General features: G+C 67.6%; 18 protein-coding genes. 9 read left to right on the top strand and 9 right to left on the bottom strand.

Features of this window, described 5'->3' with window-relative positions:
* Positions 1 to 16: 16 nt before the first annotated feature.
* The 4 genes from K2L43_RS02605 (at position 17) to K2L43_RS02590 (ending at position 5,167) form a co-directional block, all read left to right on the top strand.
* Positions 17 to 1,456, top strand: coding sequence for a bifunctional serine/threonine-protein kinase/universal stress protein (locus tag K2L43_RS02605; RefSeq protein ID WP_047349435.1), 1,440 nt, complete (start codon positions 17 to 19; stop codon positions 1,454 to 1,456).
* A gap of 35 nt (positions 1,457 to 1,491) precedes the next feature.
* Complete coding sequence (locus tag K2L43_RS02600) at positions 1,492 to 2,532, top strand: serine/threonine protein kinase (protein WP_220638444.1); 1,041 nt, start codon at positions 1,492 to 1,494, stop codon at positions 2,530 to 2,532.
* 129 nt (positions 2,533 to 2,661) lie between these two features.
* The gene (locus tag K2L43_RS02595; RefSeq protein ID WP_011805018.1) at positions 2,662 to 3,747 is read left to right on the top strand and encodes an IS630 family transposase; all 1,086 of its coding nucleotides are present in this window, start codon (positions 2,662 to 2,664) and stop codon (positions 3,745 to 3,747) included.
* Between the two features lie 10 nt (positions 3,748 to 3,757).
* Complete coding sequence (locus tag K2L43_RS02590) at positions 3,758 to 5,167, top strand: PLP-dependent aminotransferase family protein (RefSeq protein ID WP_047349433.1); 1,410 nt, start codon at positions 3,758 to 3,760, stop codon at positions 5,165 to 5,167.
* A 174-nt stretch (positions 5,168 to 5,341) separates the two neighbouring features.
* Here the strand turns inward: K2L43_RS02590 and K2L43_RS02585 are convergent, their stop codons facing one another.
* The 5 genes from K2L43_RS02585 to htpG all read right to left on the bottom strand — a co-directional run bounded on the left by K2L43_RS02585 (position 5,342) and on the right by htpG (position 11,609).
* Complete coding sequence (locus tag K2L43_RS02585; RefSeq protein ID WP_084001969.1) at positions 5,342 to 5,482, bottom strand: DUF2474 domain-containing protein; 141 nt, start codon at positions 5,480 to 5,482, stop codon at positions 5,342 to 5,344.
* Positions 5,482 to 6,492, bottom strand: a complete 1,011-nt coding sequence (cydB, locus tag K2L43_RS02580; RefSeq protein WP_047349432.1) for a cytochrome d ubiquinol oxidase subunit II — start codon at positions 6,490 to 6,492, stop codon at positions 5,482 to 5,484. The genes K2L43_RS02585 and cydB overlap by 1 nt, the downstream gene beginning before the upstream one ends.
* 3 nt (positions 6,493 to 6,495) lie before the next feature.
* The gene (locus tag K2L43_RS02575) at positions 6,496 to 7,929 is read right to left on the bottom strand and encodes a cytochrome ubiquinol oxidase subunit I (protein ID WP_047349431.1); all 1,434 of its coding nucleotides are present in this window, start codon (positions 7,927 to 7,929) and stop codon (positions 6,496 to 6,498) included.
* Positions 7,930 to 8,081: 152 nt separating this feature from the next.
* Positions 8,082 to 9,515 carry a cytochrome c oxidase accessory protein CcoG gene (gene ccoG, locus K2L43_RS02570; RefSeq protein WP_220638443.1) on the bottom strand — a complete coding sequence of 478 codons (1,434 nt, stop codon included), beginning with the start codon at positions 9,513 to 9,515 and terminating at the stop codon, positions 8,082 to 8,084.
* Between the two features lie 141 nt (positions 9,516 to 9,656).
* Entirely contained in the window at positions 9,657 to 11,609 is a 1,953-nt protein-coding gene (gene htpG / locus K2L43_RS02565; protein ID WP_011803935.1) for a molecular chaperone HtpG, read from the bottom strand.
* A gap of 76 nt (positions 11,610 to 11,685) precedes the next feature.
* Between htpG and K2L43_RS02560 the strand changes: the two genes are divergently transcribed.
* Positions 11,686 to 11,838: a hypothetical protein gene (locus K2L43_RS02560; protein ID WP_220638442.1), complete on the top strand. Its 153-nt coding sequence runs from the start codon at positions 11,686 to 11,688 to the stop codon at positions 11,836 to 11,838.
* A gap of 117 nt (positions 11,839 to 11,955) precedes the next feature.
* Here K2L43_RS02560 and K2L43_RS02555 read toward each other — a convergent pair whose 3' ends face one another.
* The 4 genes from K2L43_RS02555 to K2L43_RS02540 form a co-directional block, all read right to left on the bottom strand.
* Positions 11,956 to 12,993, bottom strand: coding sequence for a pseudouridine synthase (locus tag K2L43_RS02555; RefSeq protein WP_255580516.1), 1,038 nt, complete (start codon positions 12,991 to 12,993; stop codon positions 11,956 to 11,958).
* Between the two features lie 56 nt (positions 12,994 to 13,049).
* Positions 13,050 to 13,856, bottom strand: a complete 807-nt coding sequence (locus tag K2L43_RS02550) for a Crp/Fnr family transcriptional regulator (RefSeq protein WP_220638441.1) — start codon at positions 13,854 to 13,856, stop codon at positions 13,050 to 13,052.
* 158 nt (positions 13,857 to 14,014) lie between these two features.
* On the bottom strand, positions 14,015 to 14,824 hold the full coding sequence (locus K2L43_RS02545; protein WP_220638440.1) for a general secretion pathway protein GspB: 810 nt from the start codon (positions 14,822 to 14,824) through the stop codon (positions 14,015 to 14,017).
* 4 nt (positions 14,825 to 14,828) lie between these two features.
* Entirely contained in the window at positions 14,829 to 16,535 is a 1,707-nt protein-coding gene (locus K2L43_RS02540) for an ExeA family protein (RefSeq protein WP_220638961.1), read from the bottom strand.
* A 224-nt stretch (positions 16,536 to 16,759) separates the two neighbouring features.
* On the opposite strand from K2L43_RS02540, the gene K2L43_RS02535 reads away from it, so the two are divergent.
* The 4 genes from K2L43_RS02535 (at position 16,760) to K2L43_RS02520 (ending at position 21,637) form a co-directional block, all read left to right on the top strand.
* Positions 16,760 to 18,694: a long-chain fatty acid--CoA ligase gene (locus K2L43_RS02535; RefSeq protein WP_220638439.1), complete on the top strand. Its 1,935-nt coding sequence runs from the start codon at positions 16,760 to 16,762 to the stop codon at positions 18,692 to 18,694.
* Between the two features lie 22 nt (positions 18,695 to 18,716).
* Positions 18,717 to 19,502 carry an ABC transporter ATP-binding protein gene (locus K2L43_RS02530; protein ID WP_011803929.1) on the top strand — a complete coding sequence of 262 codons (786 nt, stop codon included), beginning with the start codon at positions 18,717 to 18,719 and terminating at the stop codon, positions 19,500 to 19,502.
* Between the two features lie 10 nt (positions 19,503 to 19,512).
* Complete coding sequence (locus K2L43_RS02525; protein WP_011803928.1) at positions 19,513 to 20,442, top strand: branched-chain amino acid ABC transporter permease; 930 nt, start codon at positions 19,513 to 19,515, stop codon at positions 20,440 to 20,442.
* 118 nt (positions 20,443 to 20,560) lie between these two features.
* Positions 20,561 to 21,637: a branched-chain amino acid ABC transporter permease gene (locus K2L43_RS02520; protein ID WP_047350244.1), complete on the top strand. Its 1,077-nt coding sequence runs from the start codon at positions 20,561 to 20,563 to the stop codon at positions 21,635 to 21,637.
* Positions 21,638 to 21,712: the final 75 nt, after the last annotated feature.

The raw sequence follows: 21,712 nt of genomic DNA, 5'->3' as shown, positions 1-21,712 counted from the left end.
GACACACCACCGCCCCATGAAGCTGCTCACGCCCGGCACTGAGATCGACGGCTTCGTGGTGCATGAGTGCATCCACGCGGGCGGCATGGCGCACATCTACCGCGTGGGCTATGCCAATGCGTCGCGTGACCCGGGCTTTCCCATGGCCATGAAGATCCCGCGCATGACGGCAGGCGACGGGGCTGAGAACATCGTGGGTTTCGAGGTCGAGCTGACCATCCTGCCCACGCTGTCGGGCCACCACGCGCCGCGCTTCGTGGCGGCGGGTGACCTGATGCGGCTGCCCTACCTGGTCATGGAATACGTGCACGGCGATACGCTGCAGCATTGGCTGGACGATCGCCCGCCGGGCGACACCGCTGCGCGCAGTGCGGAGACCATCGCCCGCATCGGCGGCGCCATGGCGCTGGCCGCGCACAGCATCCACCAGCAGAACGTCTGCCACCTGGACCTGAAGCCCGCCAACGTGCTGCTGCGCCCCGACGGCAGCGTGGTGCTGCTGGACTTCGGCCTGTCCTGCCACGCGCACTACCCCGACCTGCTGGCCGAGGAAATGCGCCAGGCCGTGGGCTCGCCCACCTGGATCGCGCCCGAGCAGGTGGTGGGCGTGCGCGGCGACCTGCGCAGCGACATCTTCGCGATCGGCGTCATGCTCTACGAGATGGCCACGGGCGAACTGCCTTTCGGCTCGCCCACCACACAGGGCGGCATGCGCCAGCGCCTGTGGATGACACCTGCGCCGCCGCGCCAGTACCGCCCCGACCTGCCCGAGTGGCTGCAGGAGGTGATCCTGCGTTGTCTAGAACCCGAAGCCGCGCAGCGCTACCCTTCGGCCGCGCACTTGGCCTTTGACTTGGCCAACCCCGACCAGGTGCCCATCACCGAGCGCGGCCGGCGCCTGCGCGGGCCCGGCGTGGGCGCGCACTTCAAGCGTTGGATCAAGGCTGCGGGCATGCACTACCAGCCCAGCCCGCTGCCGGCGCGCCAGATCGCCGAGGTGCCCATCCTCATGGTGGCCGTGCCGCACGACGACGTGACGGACGCCACGCTGTACTCCTTGCGCGAAGCGGTTGCCCGTTCGCTGGGCATACGCCCCGGCGCGCGGCTGGCCTGCGTGACGGTGATCTCGCCCTCGGCCAGCAGCACGTCCGACAGCACGCGCAGCGAGACCATGCTGCACCGCACGCACCTGGCGCGGCTCAAGCAGTGGGCAGCGGGGCTGGACCTGTCGCGCCACAGCGCCAGCTACCACGTGCTGGAGGCCAGCGACGTGGCCCAGGCCCTGGTCCGCTATGCCGAGGGCAACCGCGTGAGCATGATGATCCTGGGCGCCGCCACGCACGGGCTGCAGTTGCAGCGCTTCATCGACACCGTGCCCATCCGTGTGGCGCGGGATGCCCCCTGCACCGTCATCCTGGTCAAGCAGCAACTGCCTTTCGACGCGCTGGGCCAGTGACCCCGCGGGGCTGCCGCAAGCGTGACAATCACGCCATGACCGCGCCCCACACCGATGACACGCTCCACCCCTACGCCAGCCTCACGCCCGACCTGGTGCTGGACGCGCTGGCCAGCGTCGGCTTGTATGGCGACGGCCGGCTGATGGCCCTGGGCTCCTACGAGAACCGCGTGTATCAGGCCACGCTGGAAGACGGCAGTCGCGTGGTGGCCAAGTTCTACCGCCCGGGGCGCTGGAGCGAGGCGCAGATCCTGGAGGAACACGCCTTCGCCCAGGAGCTGGCCGATGCCGAGGTGCCCGTGGTCGCGCCCCTGCTGCTGCACGGCCGCAGCCTGCACCGGCATGCGGGCTTCGACTTTGCCGTCAGTCCCTGGCGCGGCGGGCGCACGCCCGAGCTCGACGACTTCGAGGTGCTGGAGTGGCTGGGCCGCTACCTCGCACGCATCCACAACGTGGGCGCAGCCCGGCCCTTCGCGCAGCGCCCGGCGCTGGACCTGCAGACGTTAGGCCAAGAGCCGCACGACTGGCTGCTGGGCGCACAGATCATTCCCCTGGACCAACAGACGGCATGGCGCGATGCCTGCGAACAAGCTCTCGAATTAATAGCTGCTGGCGCTTGTCTATCGGGCGCTACAGGCCAATTTGGCTTGAAATACGCGAGCAACATCCGCCTGCACGGTGACTGCCACCCCGGCAACGTGCTGTGGACGCCCGTGGACGACGCCGGCCACGGCGGCCCGCATTTCGTGGACCTGGACGACGCGCGCATGGGCCCGGCCGTGCAGGACCTGTGGATGCTGCTGTCAGGTGAGCGCCGCCAGCGCACCCTGCAACTGTCCGCCCTGCTGGACGGCTACGAGCAACTGCGCCCCTTCGATCGGCGCGAGCTCGCGCTCATCGAGCCGCTGCGCACACTGCGCCTGATCCACTACAGCGCGTGGCTGGCGCGGCGCTGGAGTGACCCGATCTTTCCGATCAACTTTCCCTGGTTCGGCAGCAGCGACTACTGGCGCGGCCAAGTGGACATGCTGCATGAGCAGATCGAGGCCATGCAGGAGGAGCCGCTGGCCGCATGAGGCGGCGCCCGCCTCAGCGCTGCGGGCGGGACCGCAGGAACGGCCTCCTAGTGTCGTGAGTTAAAAATTCATTGAATTATTTTCTGCCAATGCAGTCAGTCGTGTAGTGTGTTGCACGACGAGGTGCCCATGAGCGGAAGACCAAAGACTCCATTGGTGTTGAGCGCGACGGAGCGCGAACAACTGATCGCGCTGACCAAGCGTCGCAAGACAGCGCAGGCCCTGGCCTTGCGAGCACGCATTGTGCTGGCCTGTGCCGAGGGCCTGGAAAACAAGGTGGTGGCAGCGCGTCAACGGGTCACTCAGCAAACGGTATCGAAGTGGCGCGGTCGGTTTGTCCAGCTGCGCCTGGACGGTCTGTTTGATGCGCCGCGCCCGGGTGCGCCGCGTACGATTGACGATGCCCGAGTCGATGCCGTCATTGCCAAGACGCTGGAGTGTGTGCCCGCCGGTGCCACGCACTGGAGCACGCGCAGCATGGCGCGCGCCATGGATGTGTCACAGACGGCTGTGAGCCGAATCTGGCGGGCTTTTGGCTTGCAGCCGCACCGCCAGGAAACATTCAAACTCTCCAGTGATCCGCTGTTCGTCGAGAAGGTGCGCGACATTGTCGGCCTGTACCTGGATCCGCCGCTCAAGGCGATGGTGTTGTGCGTGGATGAGAAGAGCCAGATCCAGGCGCTGGACCGCACACAGCCGATACTACCGCTGGCACCGGGCATTGCCGAGCGGCGCACCCACGATTACATGCGCCACGGCACGACGACGCTGTTTGCGGCGCTGGACATTGCCACGGGCGAAGTGATCGGGGAGTTGCATCGGCGCCATCGCAGCGCGGAGTTCCTGCAATTTCTGCGTACCATCGAAGCCAACGTGCCTGCGGGGCTGGACGTGCATCTGGTGATGGACAACTACGGCACGCACAAGACCGCCTCAATCAGGGCATGGTTCGCCAGACACCCCAGGTTTCACGTGCACTTCACTCCCACCTCGGCATCCTGGCTGAACCAGGTAGAGCGTTGGTTCGCTACCCTCACTGAGAAGTACATCCGTCGCGGCACGCACAGATCAACAAGACAGCTCGAACAAGCAATCCGCCAATACCTCAAACTCAACAACGCTGATCCAAAACCATTCGTCTGGGCCAAGTCTGCCCAAGACATCCTTGCAAGCGTTGAAAGATTTTGTCTGCGAATTTCTAACTCAGGACACTAGAATCGGCCGCATGAAACGCTATGAGGCCCTCGCGGCGGACATCGAAGCTTCCATCCGTGACGGCGTGCTCCGCCCCGGCGACCGCCTGCCCTCGGTGCGCCACACTTGCACAAGCCGCGGCATCAGCGCCTCCACGGTGTTCCAGGCCTACTACCTGCTGGAGGCGCGCGGCCTGGTGCGTGCGCGCGAACGCTCGGGCTACTACGTGAGCGAGGGCGCGCGCAAGCGCCCGCCCGAGCCGGAGCTGGCCTCGCAGCCGCAGGACGCGTCGATCGCCGTGGACGTGAGCGAACTCGTGTTCGAGGTGCTCGAAGCCAGCATGGCGCGCGACGTGGTCGCCTTCGGCTCGGCCTTTCCCAGCCCGCTGCTGTTCCCGCTGTCCCGCCTGGGGCAAGCCGTGGCCGCCAGCGCCCAGGCGCTCGACCCGTGGAGCACGGTGGACGACCTCTCGCCCGGCAACCCGGCGCTGCGCCGGCAGATCGCGCTGCGCTACCTTGCCGACGGCCTGCAGGTGCGCACCGACGAGATCATCGTCACCAACGGCGCGCTGGAGGCGTTGAACCTGTGCCTGGCGGCAGTCACGCGCCCGGGCGACTCCGTGGTGGTCGAATCACCCACGTTCTACGCGGCGCTGCAGACGCTGGAGCGCATGGGCCTGCAGGCCATTGAGGTGCCGACCCACCCGCGCGAGGGCATAGACCTGGCGGCGCTGGAGCACGCCATCGCGCGCCACGGCCCCAGGGCCTGCTGGCTCATGACCACCTTCCAGAACCCGCTGGGCGGCCTGATGCCAGAGGCCAAGAAGCAGGCCCTGGTGGAGCTGCTCACGCGCCACGGCGTGCCGCTGATCGAGGACGACGTGTATGCCGAGCTGTACTTCGGCGACAGGCGCCCGCTGCCCGCCAAGGCCTTCGACCGTGAGGGGCTGGTGTTGCACTGCTCCTCGTTCTCCAAATGCCTGGCGCCGGGCTATCGCATCGGCTGGGCCGCGCCGGGCCGCTTCGCGCAAGCCGTGGCGCGCCAGAAGCTGACCACCACGCTGGGCGCATCGGCGCCCGTGCAGCTGGCGCTGGCCACATATCTGGAGCGCGGCGGCTTCGACAAGCACCTGCGCCGCCTGCGCCAAACCCTGGCCGCGCGCCAGGCGCTCGTGGCCGAGGCCGTGGCCGCGCACTTCCCGCCAGGCACGCGCGCCACGCAGCCGGCGGGCGGCTACTTCCTGTGGCTAGAGCTACCCGATGGCACCGACACGCTGCGGCTGCACCGTCAGGCGCTGCAGCACGGCATCAGCATCGCGCCGGGCCCGATCTTTTCGGCCTCGCGCAGCTTCGCGCACTGCCTGCGGCTGAACTACGGCCAGGAATGGAACGCGCGCAGCGAAGCCGCGCTGGCCACGCTGGGCCGCCTCGCGGTGAAGTGAAACAACCCCCTGTGGCGCTACGCGCCTTCCCCCTTCTCTCGCATCGCTACGCGATGCGGGAAGGGGGACGCAGCCCTCGCTGCGGGGCGGCCCTTGCTCGGCTGCCCTGGCTTGGGTAGCGCCAGTTTCATGCGTCGCGGGTTGCGTGACGCTCTGAGGGAGGCACGGTGTGAGCTAGGCGGTCAGGCCCGCCAGGCCCATCAGTCCCCGGAGCAACCACGCCACGATGCCCAGGGTGGTGACGCTGGCGGCCCAGATCAGCACCAGCCAGCCGATGCGCCGCAGCCAGGGCTTGCGCGGGGCGGGCGGCGCCATCAGTGGTAGCCCTCGCCCGGGCGCACCTTGCCGCGGAACACGTAGTACGACCAGGCCGTATAGGCCAGGATGATCGGGATGATGAGCAGCGCGCCCACGAGCGTGAAGCCCAGGCTCTGCGGCGGCGCGGCCGCTTCGCGCAGGGTGATGGCCGGCGGGATGATGTGCGGCCACAGGCTGATGCCCAGGCCGCTGTAGCCCAGGAACAGCAGGCACAGCGTGAGCAGGAACGGCGCCGCGCCGGGATTGCCGCCGCGCAGGCTGCGCAGGATGCCGACGGCCGTGACCAGCACCAGCAGCGGAACGGGCGCGAAGAACGCGAGGTTGGGCCAGCTGAACCAGCGCTGCGCGATGGCCGCGTGGGTCAGCGGGGTCCACACGCTCACGATGACGATGGCCGCCAGCAGCGCCAGCGTGGCCGGGCGGGCCAGCGCCACCATGCGATCGTGCAGCGCGCCCTCGGTCTTGATGATGAGCCAGGTGGCCCCGAGCAGCGCATAGGCCAGCAGCAGCGCCAGCCCCGTGAACAGACTGAACGGCGTGATCCAGGCCAGCGCGCCGCCCGTGGCGACGCCATCGCGCACCTCGAAGCCGTTCAGGAACGCCCCCAGCACCACGCCCTGGAAGAACGTGGCCACGTAGGAACCGCCCATGAAGGCGATGTCCCAGAAGGGCTTGTGGTGCTCGTCCGCCTTGAAGCGGAACTCGAAGGCCACGCCACGCCAGATGAGGCCCAGCAGCATGAGCAGCAGCGGCAGGTACAGCGCGCTGAGCACCACGGCGTAGGCCAGCGGAAAGGCGGCCATGAGTCCGGCGCCGCCCAGCACCAGCCAGGTCTCGTTGCCGTCCCACACAGGGGCCACGGTGTTGACCATGACGTCGCGGTCCTCGCGCGCCTTCACGAACGGGAACAGGATGCCTATGCCCAGGTCGAACCCGTCCATGATCACGTACATCATCAGCCCGAAGGCAATGATGATGATCCAGACGACCGGTAGATCGATGCCCATGGTTCAGCCCTTCCGAGGAGTGGTGTGGATGGCGCCGGCCGGTGCGTCCGGGGCGGCGGACAGCGGCCGTGCTGGCCGGCGCTGCGGCGCATCGGAGCCGTCATCGCCCGTATCGTCATAGACGTCGGGCCCCAGGGCCACGAGCTTGAGCAGGTAGCGCGTGCCGATGCCGAACACGATGAAGTACGCCACGACAAAGATGATCAGCGAGGTGCCCAGCACCAGCGCGGAGTGGTTGGACACCGCGTCCTGCGTGCGCATGACGCCATAGACGATCCAGGGCTGGCGGCCGATCTCGGTGGTGAACCAGCCCGCGAGGATGGCGATCAGCCCCGTCGGTCCCATCCAGACCGCAAAGCGCAGAAAGAGCCGCGAGCGGTACAGCCCGCGGCGCCAGCGCAGCCAGGCGCTGCACAGCCCCAGCAGCAGCATCAGCATGCCCAGCCCCACCATGAGGCGGAAGCTCCAGAACACGATGGCGGCATTGGGCCGATCCTGCGGCGCGAACTCCTTGAGGCCCTGGTACTGCCCGTCCCACGAGTGCGTGAGGATCAGGCTGCCGAGCCGGGGAATCTCCAGCGCGTAGCGCGTGGTCTCGGCCTCCATGTCGGGCCAGCCGACAAGGGTGAGCGGCACGCCCTCGCCCGGCTTGCTCTCCCAGTGCCCCTCCATCGCCGCCAGCTTGGCCGGCTGGTGCTGAAGCGTGTTCAGGCCGTGCAAATCGCCGATGGCGACCTGCACGGGCGCCACCACGAGAAGCATCCACATGGCCATGGACAGCATGGTGCGCACGCGCGGGTTGTCGTTGCCGCGCAGTAGGTGCCACGCCGCCGACGCGCCCACGAACAGCGCGGTGGACAGGAACGCCGCCACCGTCATGTGGGCGAGCCGGTAGGGAAAGGACGGGTTGAAGATGACCTCGAACCAGTCCGTCGGGACCACCACGTTGTTGACGATCTCGAAACCCTGGGGCGTCTGCATCCAGCTGTTGGAGGCCAGGATCCAGGTGGCCGACACCAGCGTACCCAGGGCCACCATCACGGTGGCGAAGAAATGCAGGCCGGGGCCGACCTTGCGCCAGCCGAACAGCATCACGCCGAGAAAGCCCGCCTCCAGGAAGAAAGCCGTGAGCACCTCGTAGGCCAGCAGCGGCCCGGTGATGCTGCCCGCGAAGGCCGAGTAATGGCTCCAGTTGGTGCCGAACTGGTAGGCCATGACCAGCCCCGAAACCACGCCCATGGCGAAGTTGACCGCGAAGATCTTCGACCAGAAGTGGTACAGGTCGCGGTACACCGGGTTCTTGCGCCACAGCCACAGCCCTTCGAGGACGGCCAGGTAGCTCGCCAGCCCGATGGTGATGGCCGGAAAGATGATGTGCATCGAAATGGTGAAGCCGAACTGGATGCGGGCCAGTTCCAGCGCGGTGAATCCAAGCATTGCGCGTCTCCTTCAAACGTACAGCGCGGTGCACATGGGTGGTTCGACGGCTCCTGTTGCATCCCAGGCGCGATGCCTGGAGCGCCGCAGTATCCGCCAGCACGCCCACCCTGTCGAGGGCAGGCCGCCGCGCCCCTGGCGGCCAGACCACCTCATCGCGGCACCAGGAAGATGGCCTTCTCCGTCACGCGCGCCGGCGTGTCGCCGAGCGCCTCGACATCGAAGAGCACCGGGTGCGAACCCGGTGGCATGGAGCCGTAGGGAATGCGCAGGCGCACGGGTACCCAGCGCGCCTGCGCGGCGCCGATCTCCACCTCGGGTTCGGACGCCACCTCCAGCCCCGCGATGCCGCTCGCGCCGATGCGGTAGCGCTGCGGCGCCTCGGTGGCGTTCATGATCTGCAGGCGGTAGATGTTCTCCAGCTTGCCGCCCGCCACGATGCGCGAGAGCGCGGCGCGGTCGCGCACCACGTCCACCTTGAGCGGCGTGCGCAGCGCCATGCTGGCGAGCATGGCCACGCTCAGGGCGAGCAGCACCGCCGTATAAATCAGCACGCGCGGGCGCGCCACGCGGCGCAGCATCTGCCAACCGCTCCAGCGCCCGGCCATGCCGTTGTGCGTGGCGTAGCGGATCAGGCCGCGCGCCAGGCCCACCTTGTCCATCACGCTGTTGCAGGCATCCACGCACAGGCCGCAGCCTATGCACTCGTACTGCAGCCCCTCGCGGATGTCTATGCCCACGGGGCAGACCTGCACGCACAGCGTGCAGTCTATGCAGTCGCCCTGCCCCTGCGCGGGCGCGGCCGTCTTGCTGCGCGGCCCGCGCGTCTCACCGCGCTGCGCGTCGTAGGTGACGATCAGCGTGTCCTTGTCGAACATCGCGCTCTGGAAGCGCGCATACGGGCACATGTACTTGCACACCTGCTCGCGCAGGAAGCCCGCGTTGCCGTACGTGGCCAGGCCGTAGAACAGCACCCAGAAGATCTGCCAGCCGCCCTGCAGCGCCAGCAGTTCGCCACCCAGTTCACGGATGGGCACGAAGTAGCCCACGAAGGTGAAGCCGGTCCACAGCGAGAAGGCGATCCAGACCAACTGCTTGGCCGACTTCTTCCACAGCTTCTCGGCCGTCCAGCCGCCGTTGTCCAGGCGCAGGCGCGCGCTGCGGTCGCCCTCGATGCGGTGCTCTATCCACAGGAAGATTTCGGTATAGACCGTCTGCGGGCAGGCAAAGCCGCACCACAGCCGCCCGGCGACGGCGGTGAACAAAAACAGCGCCAGCGCCGAGATGATGAGCAGACCCGTGAGGTAGATGAAGTCCTGCGGGTACAGCACCAGGCCGAACAGGTAAAAGCGCCGCGCGCCCAGGTCGAACAGCACCATCTGGCGCTGCCCCCACTCCAGCCATGGCAGGCCGTAGAACACGATCTGCGTGGCCCACACCATGAGCCAGCGCCAGCGCGCGAAGGTGCCGCGAATGGAGCGCGGATAGATCTTCTGCTGCGCCTCGTACAGCGAAGTGGACTCGGGAACGATCGGTATGGTTTTGCGCGGCGCCCCGTTGCGGGGCAGGCGCTCTGGATGGGACATGGGGGCCTCTGAGCTGTGGCGCCGGGCGACACCACAGCGGGCCCCCGCGCCTGTCAGGGACTATCGCGCGCGCGACGCGGCGGGTACAGCAGCAGATGCGCCCCAATCAGGCATACCAGATGCCGCCATCCCTCCCATCGCTCAGGCCAGCAGCGCGTTCACGCGCTTTACGTACGCGGCCGGGTCCTCAGGCAGGCCGCCCTCAGCGAGCAGCGCCTGGTCGAACAGGATGTGTGCCAGGTCGTGAAAGTGCACGCTGCCGTCCAGCTTCTTGACCAGCGCATGCTCGGGGTTCACTTCCAGCACGGGCTTGGCGTCAGGCGCGCTCTGGCCGGCCTGCTTGAGCAGGCGCGCGAGCTGCGTGCTCATGCCGCCGTCCTGCACCACCAGGCAAGCGGGTGAATCGACCAGGCGCGTGGTCACGCGCACGTCCTCGGCCTTGTCCTTGAGGGCTTCCTTGAGCTTGGCGAGCATGGGCTTGAAGGCCTCGGCGGCCTCCTCGGCGGCCTTCTTCTCGGCCTCGTCCTGCAGCTTGCCCAGATCCACCGCGCCCTTGGCCACGGACTGCAGGGGCGTGCCGTCGAAGTCCTGCAGGTAGTTCAGCGCCCACTCGTCCACGCGGTCGGTCATGAGCAGCACCTCGATGCCCTTCTTCTTGAAGACTTCGAGCTGCGGGCTGTTCTTGGCGGCGGCCAGCGTGTCGGCGGTGATGTAGTAGATGGCCTCCTGGCCCTCCTTCATGCGCGCCTTGTAGTCGGCAAAGGAAACGCTCGGCGTATCCGATGTGGTGGAGGCAAAGCGCAGCAGCTTGGCCAGACGTTCGCGGTTGGCGAAGTCCTCGCCCAGGCCTTCCTTGAGCACGGCGCCGAACTCGGCGTAGAACTGGGTGTACTTGCCTTCCTTGGCCTTGTCCTCGGCGCTGACCACGTCCTGCACGCCATCGGCGCCTTCCGCCGCTGCCTCATGCTTGTCGTGCTTGGCCAGGTCCTCGAGCATGGACAGCACGCGCTTGACCGAGCCGTCGCGGATCAGGCGCACGTCGCGGCTTTCCTGCAGCAGCTCGCGGCTCACGTTCAGCGGCAGGTCGGCGGAGTCGATCACGCCCTTGACGAAGCGCAGGTAGCTGGGCATGAGCGACTCGGCGTCGTCCATGATGAACACGCGCTTGACGTACAGCTTCACGCCGGCCTTCTTGTCGCGGTTCCACAGGTCGAACGGCGCCTTGGCGGGGATGTACAGCAGCTGCGTGTACTCGGTGTTGCCCTCGACGCGGTTGTGGCTCCAGGTGAGCGGGTTCTCGAAGTCGTGGCTGATGGACTTGTAGAAGTCCTGGTACTGCTCGTCGGTGATGTCCTTCTTGGGCCGCGTCCACAGGGCGCTGGCCTTGTTCACGGTTTCCCACTCGCCGGTCTTCACCATCTGGCCCGGCTCACCTTCCTTCTCGCTCTCCTTCCACTCCTCCTTTTCCATGAGGATGGGCAGGCTGATGTGGTCGGAATACTTGCCGATCACCTGCTTGATCTTCCAGGCGTTGAGGAACTCCTCGGCATCCTCGCGCAGGTGCAGGATCACGCTGGTGCCGCGCGCCGCACGCTCGATGGCCTCCACCTCGAAGTCACCCGCGCCGCCGCTGGCCCAGCGCACGCCTTCGCTGGCGGGCAGGCCCGCGCGGCGGCTCTCGACCGTGATGCGGTCGGCCACGATGAAGCCCGAGTAGAAGCCCACACCGAACTGGCCGATCAGCTGCGCGTCGGCCTTCTGGTCGCCCGACAGGCGGTTCATGAAGTCGCGCGTACCGCTCTTGGCGATCGTGCCCAGGTGGTCAATGGCCTCCTGCTCGCTCATGCCGATGCCGTTGTCGGTGATGGTCAGCGTGCGCGCTTCCTTGTCGAAGGACACGCGCACCTCCAGGTTGGGCGCATCCTCGTACAGCGCGGCATTGTTCAGCGCTTCAAAGCGCAGCTTGTCGCAGGCGTCCGAGGCGTTGGAGACCAGCTCGCGCAGGAAGATCTCTTTGTTGGAATACAGCGAATGCGTGACCAGGTGCAGCAGTTGCGCCACTTCGGCCTGGAAGGAATGGGTGTGCTTGCTCATAGGTGTTTTTCAAACAAAGGCAACGGGAAAGAAATCACAGGGGATTCAACCATGTTCTCCGGCGCGGCCGGAACGCATGCGCAGGTGGGGGCGCCGCGGCCGGCTTCAAGGGGCGCGGCGCCGCGATACGCCACCAACCGATGCCACGCTGGCCGCATGCCCCAGCGTCGGCGCGATCCTGGGCGCGGTGATCTACAACGCACCGCTGTCGAGCGGCAGCAGCGACTGAACGCCCACCGCAGCCATCAAAAAAGAGAGCGGCTTGCGCTCTTCTTTTCTGCATTTCAAAGGGTTTTGAACTGCAAACACCCTTTTGGCGAGCGCTAACAGCTCCTGATTTAATAGCTTAAAAGCGCTCACCCGGCGCCAGGTAGCGCCACTGGCCCGGCGGCAGCTTGCCCAGCAGCACCTGGCCGATGCGGATGCGCTTGAGGCCCACCACCTTGAGGCCCACCAGCTCGCACATGCGGCGGATCTGGCGCTTTTTGCCCTCGCGCAGCACGAAGCGCAGTTGCTCGGGGTTCTGCCACTCCACCACCGCCGGCTTGAGCTGCTGGCCGTCCAGCGCCAGGCCATGGTTCAGCAGCGCCAGCTTGTCGGCCGGGAAGACGGCGCGCACATCCTGCGCGCGATCGCCGTACTGCACGCGCACCAGGTACTCCTTGTCCACCGTTGAGTCCTCGCCGATGAGCTGGCGCGCCACGCGGCCGTCCTGCGTCAGCACCAGCAGGCCCACGGAGTCGATGTCCAGCCGCCCGCAGGGTGCCAGGCCCTTGAGTTGCGCCGGCGAAAAGCGCGTGCGGCTCTCATCGTCCTTCCAGTGCGTACGTGGGTTGATCAGCGCCACGGCCGGCGTGTGGCCGTCCTCGGCCTGGCCGCTCACATAGCCCATGGGCTTGTGCAGCAGGATGGTCACCTGCTGGCGCTGGTGGCCCTGGGCCGCGCGGTCCACGTCGATGCGGTCGTGCGGCCCCACCTGCAGCCCCATGGCCGCCACCTGCCCGTTGACGCGCACCCAGCCCTGGGCGATCCAGTCGTCGGCCTCGCGGCGCGAGCACAGCCCCAGATCGGCCATGCGCTTGTTCAGGCGCATGCGGCCGTCTGCAGGCGCCTGCGCAGCGCCAGCGGGCGCACGGGTGGCAGGAGGGCGCGGCGCGGCCGGCGCGTGCCGGCTCGCCGTACGGGAGGCGCCGGCCGCGCCGCTGGGTGCGGCCGTGCCGGCCGTGCGGCCTGCGGACCGGCCCGGCGCCTTGCCGGTAGCCACAGGTGCTGCGGGCGTGGTCTGCTTGCGCAGCACCAGCCGCGGGCGCAGCGGAGTGGGGGAAGCAGAAGCGGACGGTGCGGGGACGGACCGTGCGGGGGGACGGGCGGGCGTTTCGGGCATGGCGCTATTGTCTCGCGCCATGGAGCGCGCCGCGCCCCACCCCATCCACCGCGCCTTCAGATCATGGCGGCGGGCTCGTTCTCGTCGGCCGGCGCCCTGCGCGGTGAAGCGCGGCGCCGGGGCCCGGGGCGGCCCGCGTCCGCCGGCTCCATCCGCCTGAACAGGCTGGTGCGCAGCGCCTGCAGGTCCAGCACGCGCAGGCCGCCGTACTCCACGCGGATCGCCCCCTGCGCTTCCAGGGTCGCCAGGGCCTCGTTCACACGTTGGCGCGACAGGCCGACCAGGTAGGCCAGCTCCTGCTGGGTGATGCGCAGCACTTCCCCGACGCCCGGGTAGAGCACGGGGTTGAACAGCGCCGCCAGGCTGCGCGCCACGCGCAGGTCGGGGTTGGTGAGGCGGTCGATTTCCCGCGCGGCGATGAACTGCGCCAGGCGCTCGTTGAGCTGGTTCATCACGAAGCGGTTGAAGCCGATGGAATGGTCCAGCAGCCAATGGAAGGTGTCGATGGGCAGGCCCGCCACCACGCTCTTGCGCAGGGCCTGGATGTTGTAGCGGTAGGGCTCGCGCTTGACCGCCGTGCCTTCGCCGAACCAGCCGCCGGGCGGCACGCCGGTGAAGGTCATGGTCAGCCCGTCGGCGTTGTCCGCGCTCATCTTGAGCAGGCCCTCGACCACGCCAAACCAGTACGTCACCGGCCGGCCCACACGGCACACGTAGTCGCCCGGCTGGGCATCGCCGACGGCCAGCGCGGCCACCGCCCGTTCGCGCTCGGCGGGCTGCAGCAACGCCATCCAGGGAATGCCGCTGAGTTCTTGGGCCGTGGGCGGGCGGCGCCGCTGGTGCAGGGATGCGTCTTGGCTCATGCGCGCAAGCATGCGGTCAAAGCGCGCAGCGGGGCAGCGGGAATACCACGAACCAACGCCCGGCCGGTCCGAGGTATCGGCACACTCGTATGCTATTTATTTAATAGCTGCCAGCGCTTATTGATTCTGGGTTCAAGCCCTGTTTGACTACAAACCCATCACTGCGTCGGCAAGGCATAGCGGTAGCCGCGAAACGCCCACACGGTGCGCGCCGGCTCGATGCGCTCCAGCACCAGGCCGGGGGCGGCGGTATCCCCCTCGTGCAGCACCTGGCCGTTGACGATCACCATGCGGTACACGGGGTTGGACGAGTAGGTCACGCCCGCGAGCTGTAGCGTGGGCAGTTGCTCACGCACGCTCGCCGGCAGGTCGGCCTGGGCAAAGACGGTTCCCGTCGATTCCTGCGGCGCCGGTGCCGGCGGCGCAGCGCGCGGGGCCGGTGCGCGGGCAGGCGCCGCGGGGGCCGGCGCGCTGCGCTCGGGCCGGAGGGCAGGCGCTTCGGCGCGGGCGGAGCGCTCGGGCGTGGGTTTGGATGCTGGTGCCGGTGCTCGCGCTGGCGCTGGCGCTGGCGTTGGCGTTGGCGTTGGCGTTGGCGTTGGCGTTGGTGTTGGCGTTAGTGTTGGTGTTGGTGTGGATGCGGGCGCAGTTTCGGGCGCAGGCGCTGCCCCATGGGCCGGCACGGCCATCGGCGCGGCGGCGGCTGGAGCGGCAGGCGCCGGTATCGCGGGGGCGGGCGCAGGCACCACCGCGGCCACCGTCGCACTGGGCGCACGCACCAGCCACCAGGCGCCGGCTGCCGCCCCTACGCCCGCCAGCGCTGCAAGCACCATCCAGGGCAGCCCCCGCGCCGGTGCGGCGCGCTGCACGGTGGGCACCGCCACGGGCGACGCGGGGGTATGCAGGCCGGGCACGCTGCCACGGCCGCGCTCGGCCTGGGCGCGCCGCAGCGCGTCAAGAATGTAGGACATGGGTTCAGGCTCCGCTGAGCAAACGCGGCTCCGGCACGCCTGCGGCGCGGTTGAGCAACATCAGGGTCAAGGGACCAGCGCGGCCATCGGGCGTGAGGCCCTGGCCCAGCTGAAATTGGTGGATGCGCGCGCGGCGCGCGGCGGGCGTTGCGGTACGGGCTGCGGCGGTGCCCGCGCCGGCGGCCGCCAGTTGCTGGTCCAGCCAAGCGGCGCCCGCGGCAGTGGCGGTGACGTCGCCCGAATCGGCCAGCTCGGCAGGGGCCTTCCACAGCGTGGCAACCTCGCCGCGCCACAGCGGCGCAAGCTCCGTCACGCGCACCTGCAGCGTCTGGCCCTGCACGCCTTCCAGCGTGGCGGTGCCGTCATCCAGCCGGCGCAGCAAGACCGCCACCTCAGGCGCCAGGGCCTCGCCCTGCGCATCGCCCTCGGCGGGCCGCAGCATCAGCAGCACGGGCCGGTCGAGCTGGCGCAGCAGGTTCAGGCTGGCGCGGCGGCTGCGGTAGCAGCGCAGGCCCTCGGACGCCAGCGCGGTGCAAGGGTCCGCGGCGCCGTCGGGCACGCTCGCCTGCCACTGCCGGGCCAGCGCCTGCCAGGCCGCCGGCGCCTGCGCCACGGGCTGGATGGCCAGGAACTGCGCCAATGTCGGCGGGAGGGCCGGCGCGTCGGGCGCAGAAGCGGCCGAGGCGGGGGATGACGCGGGCACGGCCGCAGCCGACGCGGCCATGGCCGGCCTCTGTGTCTGTGCCTGCGCCTGTGTGGAGCCGGCGCCACCGTCTGCAAGCGGCCACCAGCCCAGCGCCCAGGCCAGCCCGCCCAGCGCCGCCGCGCCCACCAGCCCACCGGTTCCAGCGGCGAGCCAGCGCCCTGCCGCGCCGGGGCGCACCGTGGCGGGCGCATCGAACACCTCGCGCGCGGCGCGGCGCACCATGGCATCGGTCACCTCGCGCACACCCGCGCCGTAAGCACCCAGCAGTGCACGGTCGCACAGCAGGTTGATGCGCCGCGGCACGCCACCCGTGAGCGCGTGCACACGCGCCAGCGCCCGCTGCTGAAAAGGCAGCGGCCCTTGCAACCCGGCCACGGCCAGGCGGTGGGCGATGTACTGGCGTGTTTCGTCGGCGCTCAAGGCGTCCAGGTGGTAGCGCGCGATCACGCGCTGCGCGAGCTGCTCCAGCTCCGGCGCCGCCACCATCGCACGCAGCTCGGGCTGGCCGATGAGGATGATCTGCAGCAGCTTGCGCTCGCTGGTCTCGAGGTTGGTGAGCAGGCGCAGTTGTTCCAGCACATCGGGTGCGAGGTTCTGCGCCTCGTCGATGATGAGCACGTTGTTGCGCCCCGCCGCGTGCTGCTGCAGCAAGAAGTCGTTGAGCGGGTCCAGGCAGTCCTTCACGGTCTCCGCCCCCGGTATGGCGGGGCGGTGCGCCACGCCGAATTCGTCGCAGATGGAGCGCAGCAGCTCAGGCACCGTGAGCTTCGGATTGAAGATGTAAGCAACGTTGCACTGCGGCGGAATCTGTTCCAGGAAGCAGCGGCACACCGTGGTCTTGCCGGTGCCGATCTCGCCGGTGAGCAGCACGAAGCCGCCGCCCGCATCCAGGCCGTACAGCAGGTGGGCCAGGGCTTCGCGATGGCGCTCGCTCATGAAGAGGTAGCGCGGGTCGGGCGCGATGGAAAAAGGCGGGTGTTCGAGTCCGAAGAACGGGGCGTACATGGCGGCGAGCATAGCGCCCTCGCCTGTCGCGCCCATGAACCCCTCAGCTCCCCGCGATCACCACCTGTCGAGGGCGGTCAGGGTTAGACCCCTGAGGACTAACCCTTGAATTGTCATCGTAAAGACAAGATAACGTCAAAGTCGTTTCTACCATTGGTTGCAAACCGGCAGCGGACTTCTTGTTTCCCGTGCGCTGCCCTCCACAGACCCTGATAGGAACCGGAATGAAGACCACATTCCCCCATCTACTGCTACAGCACGCCGCCCAGCGCCCCGACGCTGCAGCACTGCGCGAGAAAGAATATGGCATCTGGCAGACCTGGAGCTGGAAGGACGCCGCGGACGAGGTGCGCCACATGGCCTGCGGCCTGCTGTCGCTGGGCTTTGCCAAGGGCCAGAACCTGGCGCTGATCAGCGACAACCGGCCACACCTGTACATGGGCTTCGTGGCCGTGCAAAGCGTGGGGGGCGTGCCGATTCCGCTGTACCAGGACGCCGTGGCCGCTGAGATGACCTTCGTCATCCAGGACGCGGAGATTGCCTTCGCGTTTGCCGAAAACCAGGAACAGGTGGACAAGCTGCTGGAAGTGCGCGAATCGGTATCCGGCATCCAGCACATCATCTATGACGACCCGCGCGGCCTGCGCCACTACGACCAGCCGGGCCTCATCAGCACCGCGCAGCTGGTGGCGCGCGGCGCCGAGTGGGACAAGGCCCACCCCGGCGCATGGGATGCCCTGGTGGAGCAGATCGACCCGCAGGACGTGTCGGTGATCCTCTACACCTCGGGCACCACGGGCAAGCCCAAGGGCGTGTGCCAGACGCATGCCAGCTTCATCGCCTCTGCGCAAGGCGCGGTGGAGGTGGACCGCCTGGGCCCGCAGGACAACGTGATTTCCTACCTGCCCCCGGCATGGGTGGGGGACCACCTGTTCTCGCTCGCGCAGTGGATGGTGGCCGGCTTCACCATCAACTGCCCCGAGTCGGCCAGCACCGTCTCCATCGACCTGCGCGAGATCGGCCCCACCTACTACTTCGCCCCGCCGCGCGTGTTCGAAGGCATGCTGACGTCGGTCTCCATCCGCATGGAAGACGCCGCTGCGCCCAAGCGCTGGCTGTTCGAGAAATGCATGCAGCTGGCGCGCCGCGTGGGCTCCGACCTCCTGGACGGCAAGCCCGTGGGCGCAATCGACCGCCTCAAGTACCGCCTGGCCGATCTCGCCATCTACGGACCGCTGCGCAATGTGATGGGCCTGTCGCGCATCCGCGTGGCCTACACGGCGGGCGCGGCCATCGGGCCCGACCTGTTCCGCTTCTTCCGCTCCATCGGCATCAATCTCAAGCAGCTCTACGGTCAGACGGAAACCTGCGCCTACGTCTGCCTGCAGCGCGATGGCCAGGTGGACCTGAACACCGTGGGCCAGGCGGCCCCCGGCATCGAGCTGAAGATCGCCGACAACGGCGAGGTGCTGGTCAAGGGCGTGTCGGTGCTCAAGGAGTACTACAAGCGGCCCGACGCCACCGCCGAGGTGATCGACGCCGAAGGCTACTTCCACACCGGCGATGCCGGCGTGATCGACGCCAACGGCCAGCTGCGCATCATCGACCGCGCCAAGGACGTGGGCAAGACGGCCAGCGGCGCCATGTTCGCGCCCAACTACATCGAGAACAAGCTCAAGTTCTTCCCGCACATCAAGGAAGCCGTCTGCTTCGGCAACCAGCGCGATCAGGTCTGTGCCTTCATCAACATCGACTACGAGGCCGTGGGCAACTGGGCCGAGCGCCAGGGCATCCCTTACGGCGGCTATGTGGACCTGGCCTCCAAGCCCAAGGTGATCGAGCTGATCGCCGACTGCATCTCGCAAGTGAACGCCGATCTAGCCGCCGAAGCTGGCATGGCCGACACGCAGGTCGCGCGCTTCCTGGTGCTGCACAAGGAGCTGGACCCCGACGACGACGAACTGACCCGCACGCGCAAGGTGCGCCGCAATTTCATCGCCGAGAAGTACGGCGTGCTGGTGGATGCGCTGTACACGGGCAAGGCCGAGCAGTTCATCGAAACGCAGGTGAAGTTCGAGGACGGGCGCAAGGGCAGCGTGAGCGCCACGCTGAAGATCACCGACGCCAAGACCTTCCCCGCCACCCGGGCGGCCGCATGACACGCAACGAGGCAGCAGACACATGACCAGCAAGAAGATTGGCGACGTCATCCTCGACGTCAAGAACATCAGCCTGCGGTTCGGCGGCGTCAAGGCGCTCACCGACATTTCGTTCAACGTGCGCGAGCACGAGATCCGCTCGATCATCGGCCCCAACGGCGCGGGCAAGAGCTCCATGCTCAACTGCATCAACGGCGTGTACACGCCGTCCGAGGGCTCCATCACCTTCCGCGGCCAGACCTTCGGCCACATGAACAGCCGCCAGGTCGCCGAGATGGGCATCGCGCGCACCTTCCAGAACCTGGCGTTGTTCAAGGGCATGAGCGTGATCGACAACATCATGACCGGGCGCAACCTCAAGATCAAAAGCAACCTGCTCCTGCAGGCACTGCGCATCGGACCGGCCGAGCGCGAGGAGATCGCCCACCGCGAGAAGGTCGAACACATCATCGACTTCCTGGAGATCCAGGCGCACCGCAAGACCCCCGTCGGCCAGCTGCCCTACGGCCTGCAAAAGCGCGTGGACTTGGGCCGGGCCCTCGCCATGGAACCCCAGGTGCTGCTGCTCGATGAACCCATGGCCGGCATGAACGTGGAGGAGAAGCAGGACATGTGCCGCTTCATCCTGGATGTGAACGACGAGTTCGGCACCACCATCGTCCTCATCGAACACGACATGGGCGTGGTGATGGACATCAGCGACCGCGTCGTGGTGCTGGACTACGGCAAAAAGATCGGTGACGGCGCGCCGGACGAAGTGCGCAACAACGAAGACGTGATTCGCGCCTACCTGGGCACCAGCCACTGAGGGCAAGCAAATGGCATTCTTTCTCGAAACCCTGATCGGCGGCCTGATGGCCGGCATGCTCTACGCGCTGGTGGCACTCGGCTTCGTGCTGATCTTCAAGGCCTCGGGCGTCTTCAACTTCGCGCAGGGTGCCATGGTGCTGTTCGCGGCCCTGGCCATGGCGCGCTTTGCCGAGTGGATCCCGGCGTGGACCGGCATCAGCAACCCCATCGTGGCCAATCTGGCCGCGTTCCTGATCGCGGGCCTGTGCATGTTCGCAGTGGCCTGGTTCATCGAGCGCCTCGTGCTGCGCCACCTCGTGAACCAGGAAGGCGCCACGCTGCTCATGGCCACGCTGGGCATCACCTACTTCCTGGAAGGCCTGGGCCAGACCCTCTTCGGCAGCGACATCTACAAGATCGACATCGGCATGCCCAAGGACCCGGTGTTCCTGCTGGACACCGTGTTCGAGGGCGGCGTGCTCGTGAACAAGGAAGACGTGATTGCCGCAGGCATTGCCGCCGCCCTGGTGGTGGTGCTGAGCATCTTCTTTCAAAAGACCAAGACCGGCCGCGCATTGCGCGCCGTGGCCGACGACCACCAGGCGGCGCAGTCCATCGGCATCCCGCTCAACCACATCTGGGTCATCGTGTGGTGTGTCGCCGGTGTCGTGGCACTGGTGGCCGGGATGATCTGGGGCTCCAAGCTGGGCGTGCAGTTCTCGCTGACCACGGTGGCGCTGCGCGCGCTGCCGGTCGTGATCCTGGGCGGCCTGACCTCGGTGCCGGGCGCCATCATCGGCGGGCTGATCATCGGCGTGGGCGAGAAGCTCTCCGAGGTGTACCTGGGCCCCTTCGTGGGCGGCGGCATCGAGATCTGGTTTGCCTACGTGCTGGCCCTCGTGTTCCTGCTGTTCCGGCCCCAAGGTTTGTTCGGCGAGAAGATCATCGATCGCGTATGACATACGCGATCAACCCGCAGGGTTCTTCGCCGCAGGCGAAGGATGGTCTTCCGGCGAGGGCACGCAGTGCCCGCAGCCAAAAGATCATCGCCCTTGGTTGAAAGATTTGGAGTAAATAATGTTCTACCGCGAAAACGGCCAGTTCAAAACCACCTACAAGGCCGACCAGCAGATCTTTCCCATCACCCAGGACCGCATCGCCATCCTGCTGCTGTTGGCCGTGGCCTTCGTGGCGGTGCCCGCGATGGCGTCGGACTACTTCTACCGCGCCATCCTGATCCCGCTGGTCATCATGTCCATGGCCGCGCTGGGCGTGAACATCCTCGTGGGCTACTGCGGGCAGATCTCGCTGGGCTCGGGCGCCTTCATGGCGGTGGGCGCCTACGGGGCCTTCAACTTCTTCGTGCGCTTCCCCGGGATGCCGCTGGTCGCGGCCCTCATCCTGGGCGGGCTGTGCGCCACGTTCTTCGGCATCCTGTTCGGGCTACCCAGCCTGCGCGTGAAAGGGCTGTACCTGGCCGTGGCCACGCTGGCGGCGCAGTTCTTCAGCGACTGGATGTTCCTGCGCATCAAGTGGTTCACCAACAATTCCGACTCCGGCTCGGTCTCGGTCAGCAACCTGCAGGTCTTCGGCATGCCGCTGGACAGCGCCATGGCCAAGTACCTGTTCTGCCTGACGCTCCTGGTGGTCGTGGCCCTGCTGGCCAAGAACCTGGTGCGCGGCGCCATCGGCCGCGAATGGATGGCCATCCGCGACATGGACGTGGCCGCCGCGGTGATCGGCATCCGCCCGATGTACGCCAAGCTCAGCGCCTTCGCTGTCAGCTCCTTCATCGTCGGCATGGCGGGCGCGCTGTGGGCCTTCGTGCACCTGGGTTCGTGGGAGCCGGCGGCGTTCTCGGTCGAGATGTCGTTCCGCCTGCTGTTCATGGTCATCATCGGCGGCATGGGCTCCATCATGGGCGCGTTCTTCGGCGCGGCCTTCATCGTGGTGCTGCCCATCTTCCTGAACCAGTTCCTGCCCGCGGTGGCCGGCCTGTTCGGCGTGGACATCTCCACCGCCGCCGTGTCGCATGCGGAACTGATGATCTTCGGCGCGCTGATCGTGTGGTTCCTCATCGTGGAGCCCCACGGCTTGGCCAAGCTGTGGTCCATCGGCAAGCAGAAGATGCGCGTGTGGCCCTTCCCCCATTGATGCCATTGCAAGGTGTGTTCCGCGCCGACCGGCGCAATTCAGGCGACGTTCCATCCAACCACAAGGAGACAAGAC

Source organism: Diaphorobacter sp. MNS-0 (assembly GCF_019602835.1).
GTDB lineage: Bacteria > Pseudomonadota > Gammaproteobacteria > Burkholderiales > Burkholderiaceae_C > Diaphorobacter > Diaphorobacter nitroreducens.
This window is presented reverse-complemented; position numbering and strand designations above follow the sequence as displayed.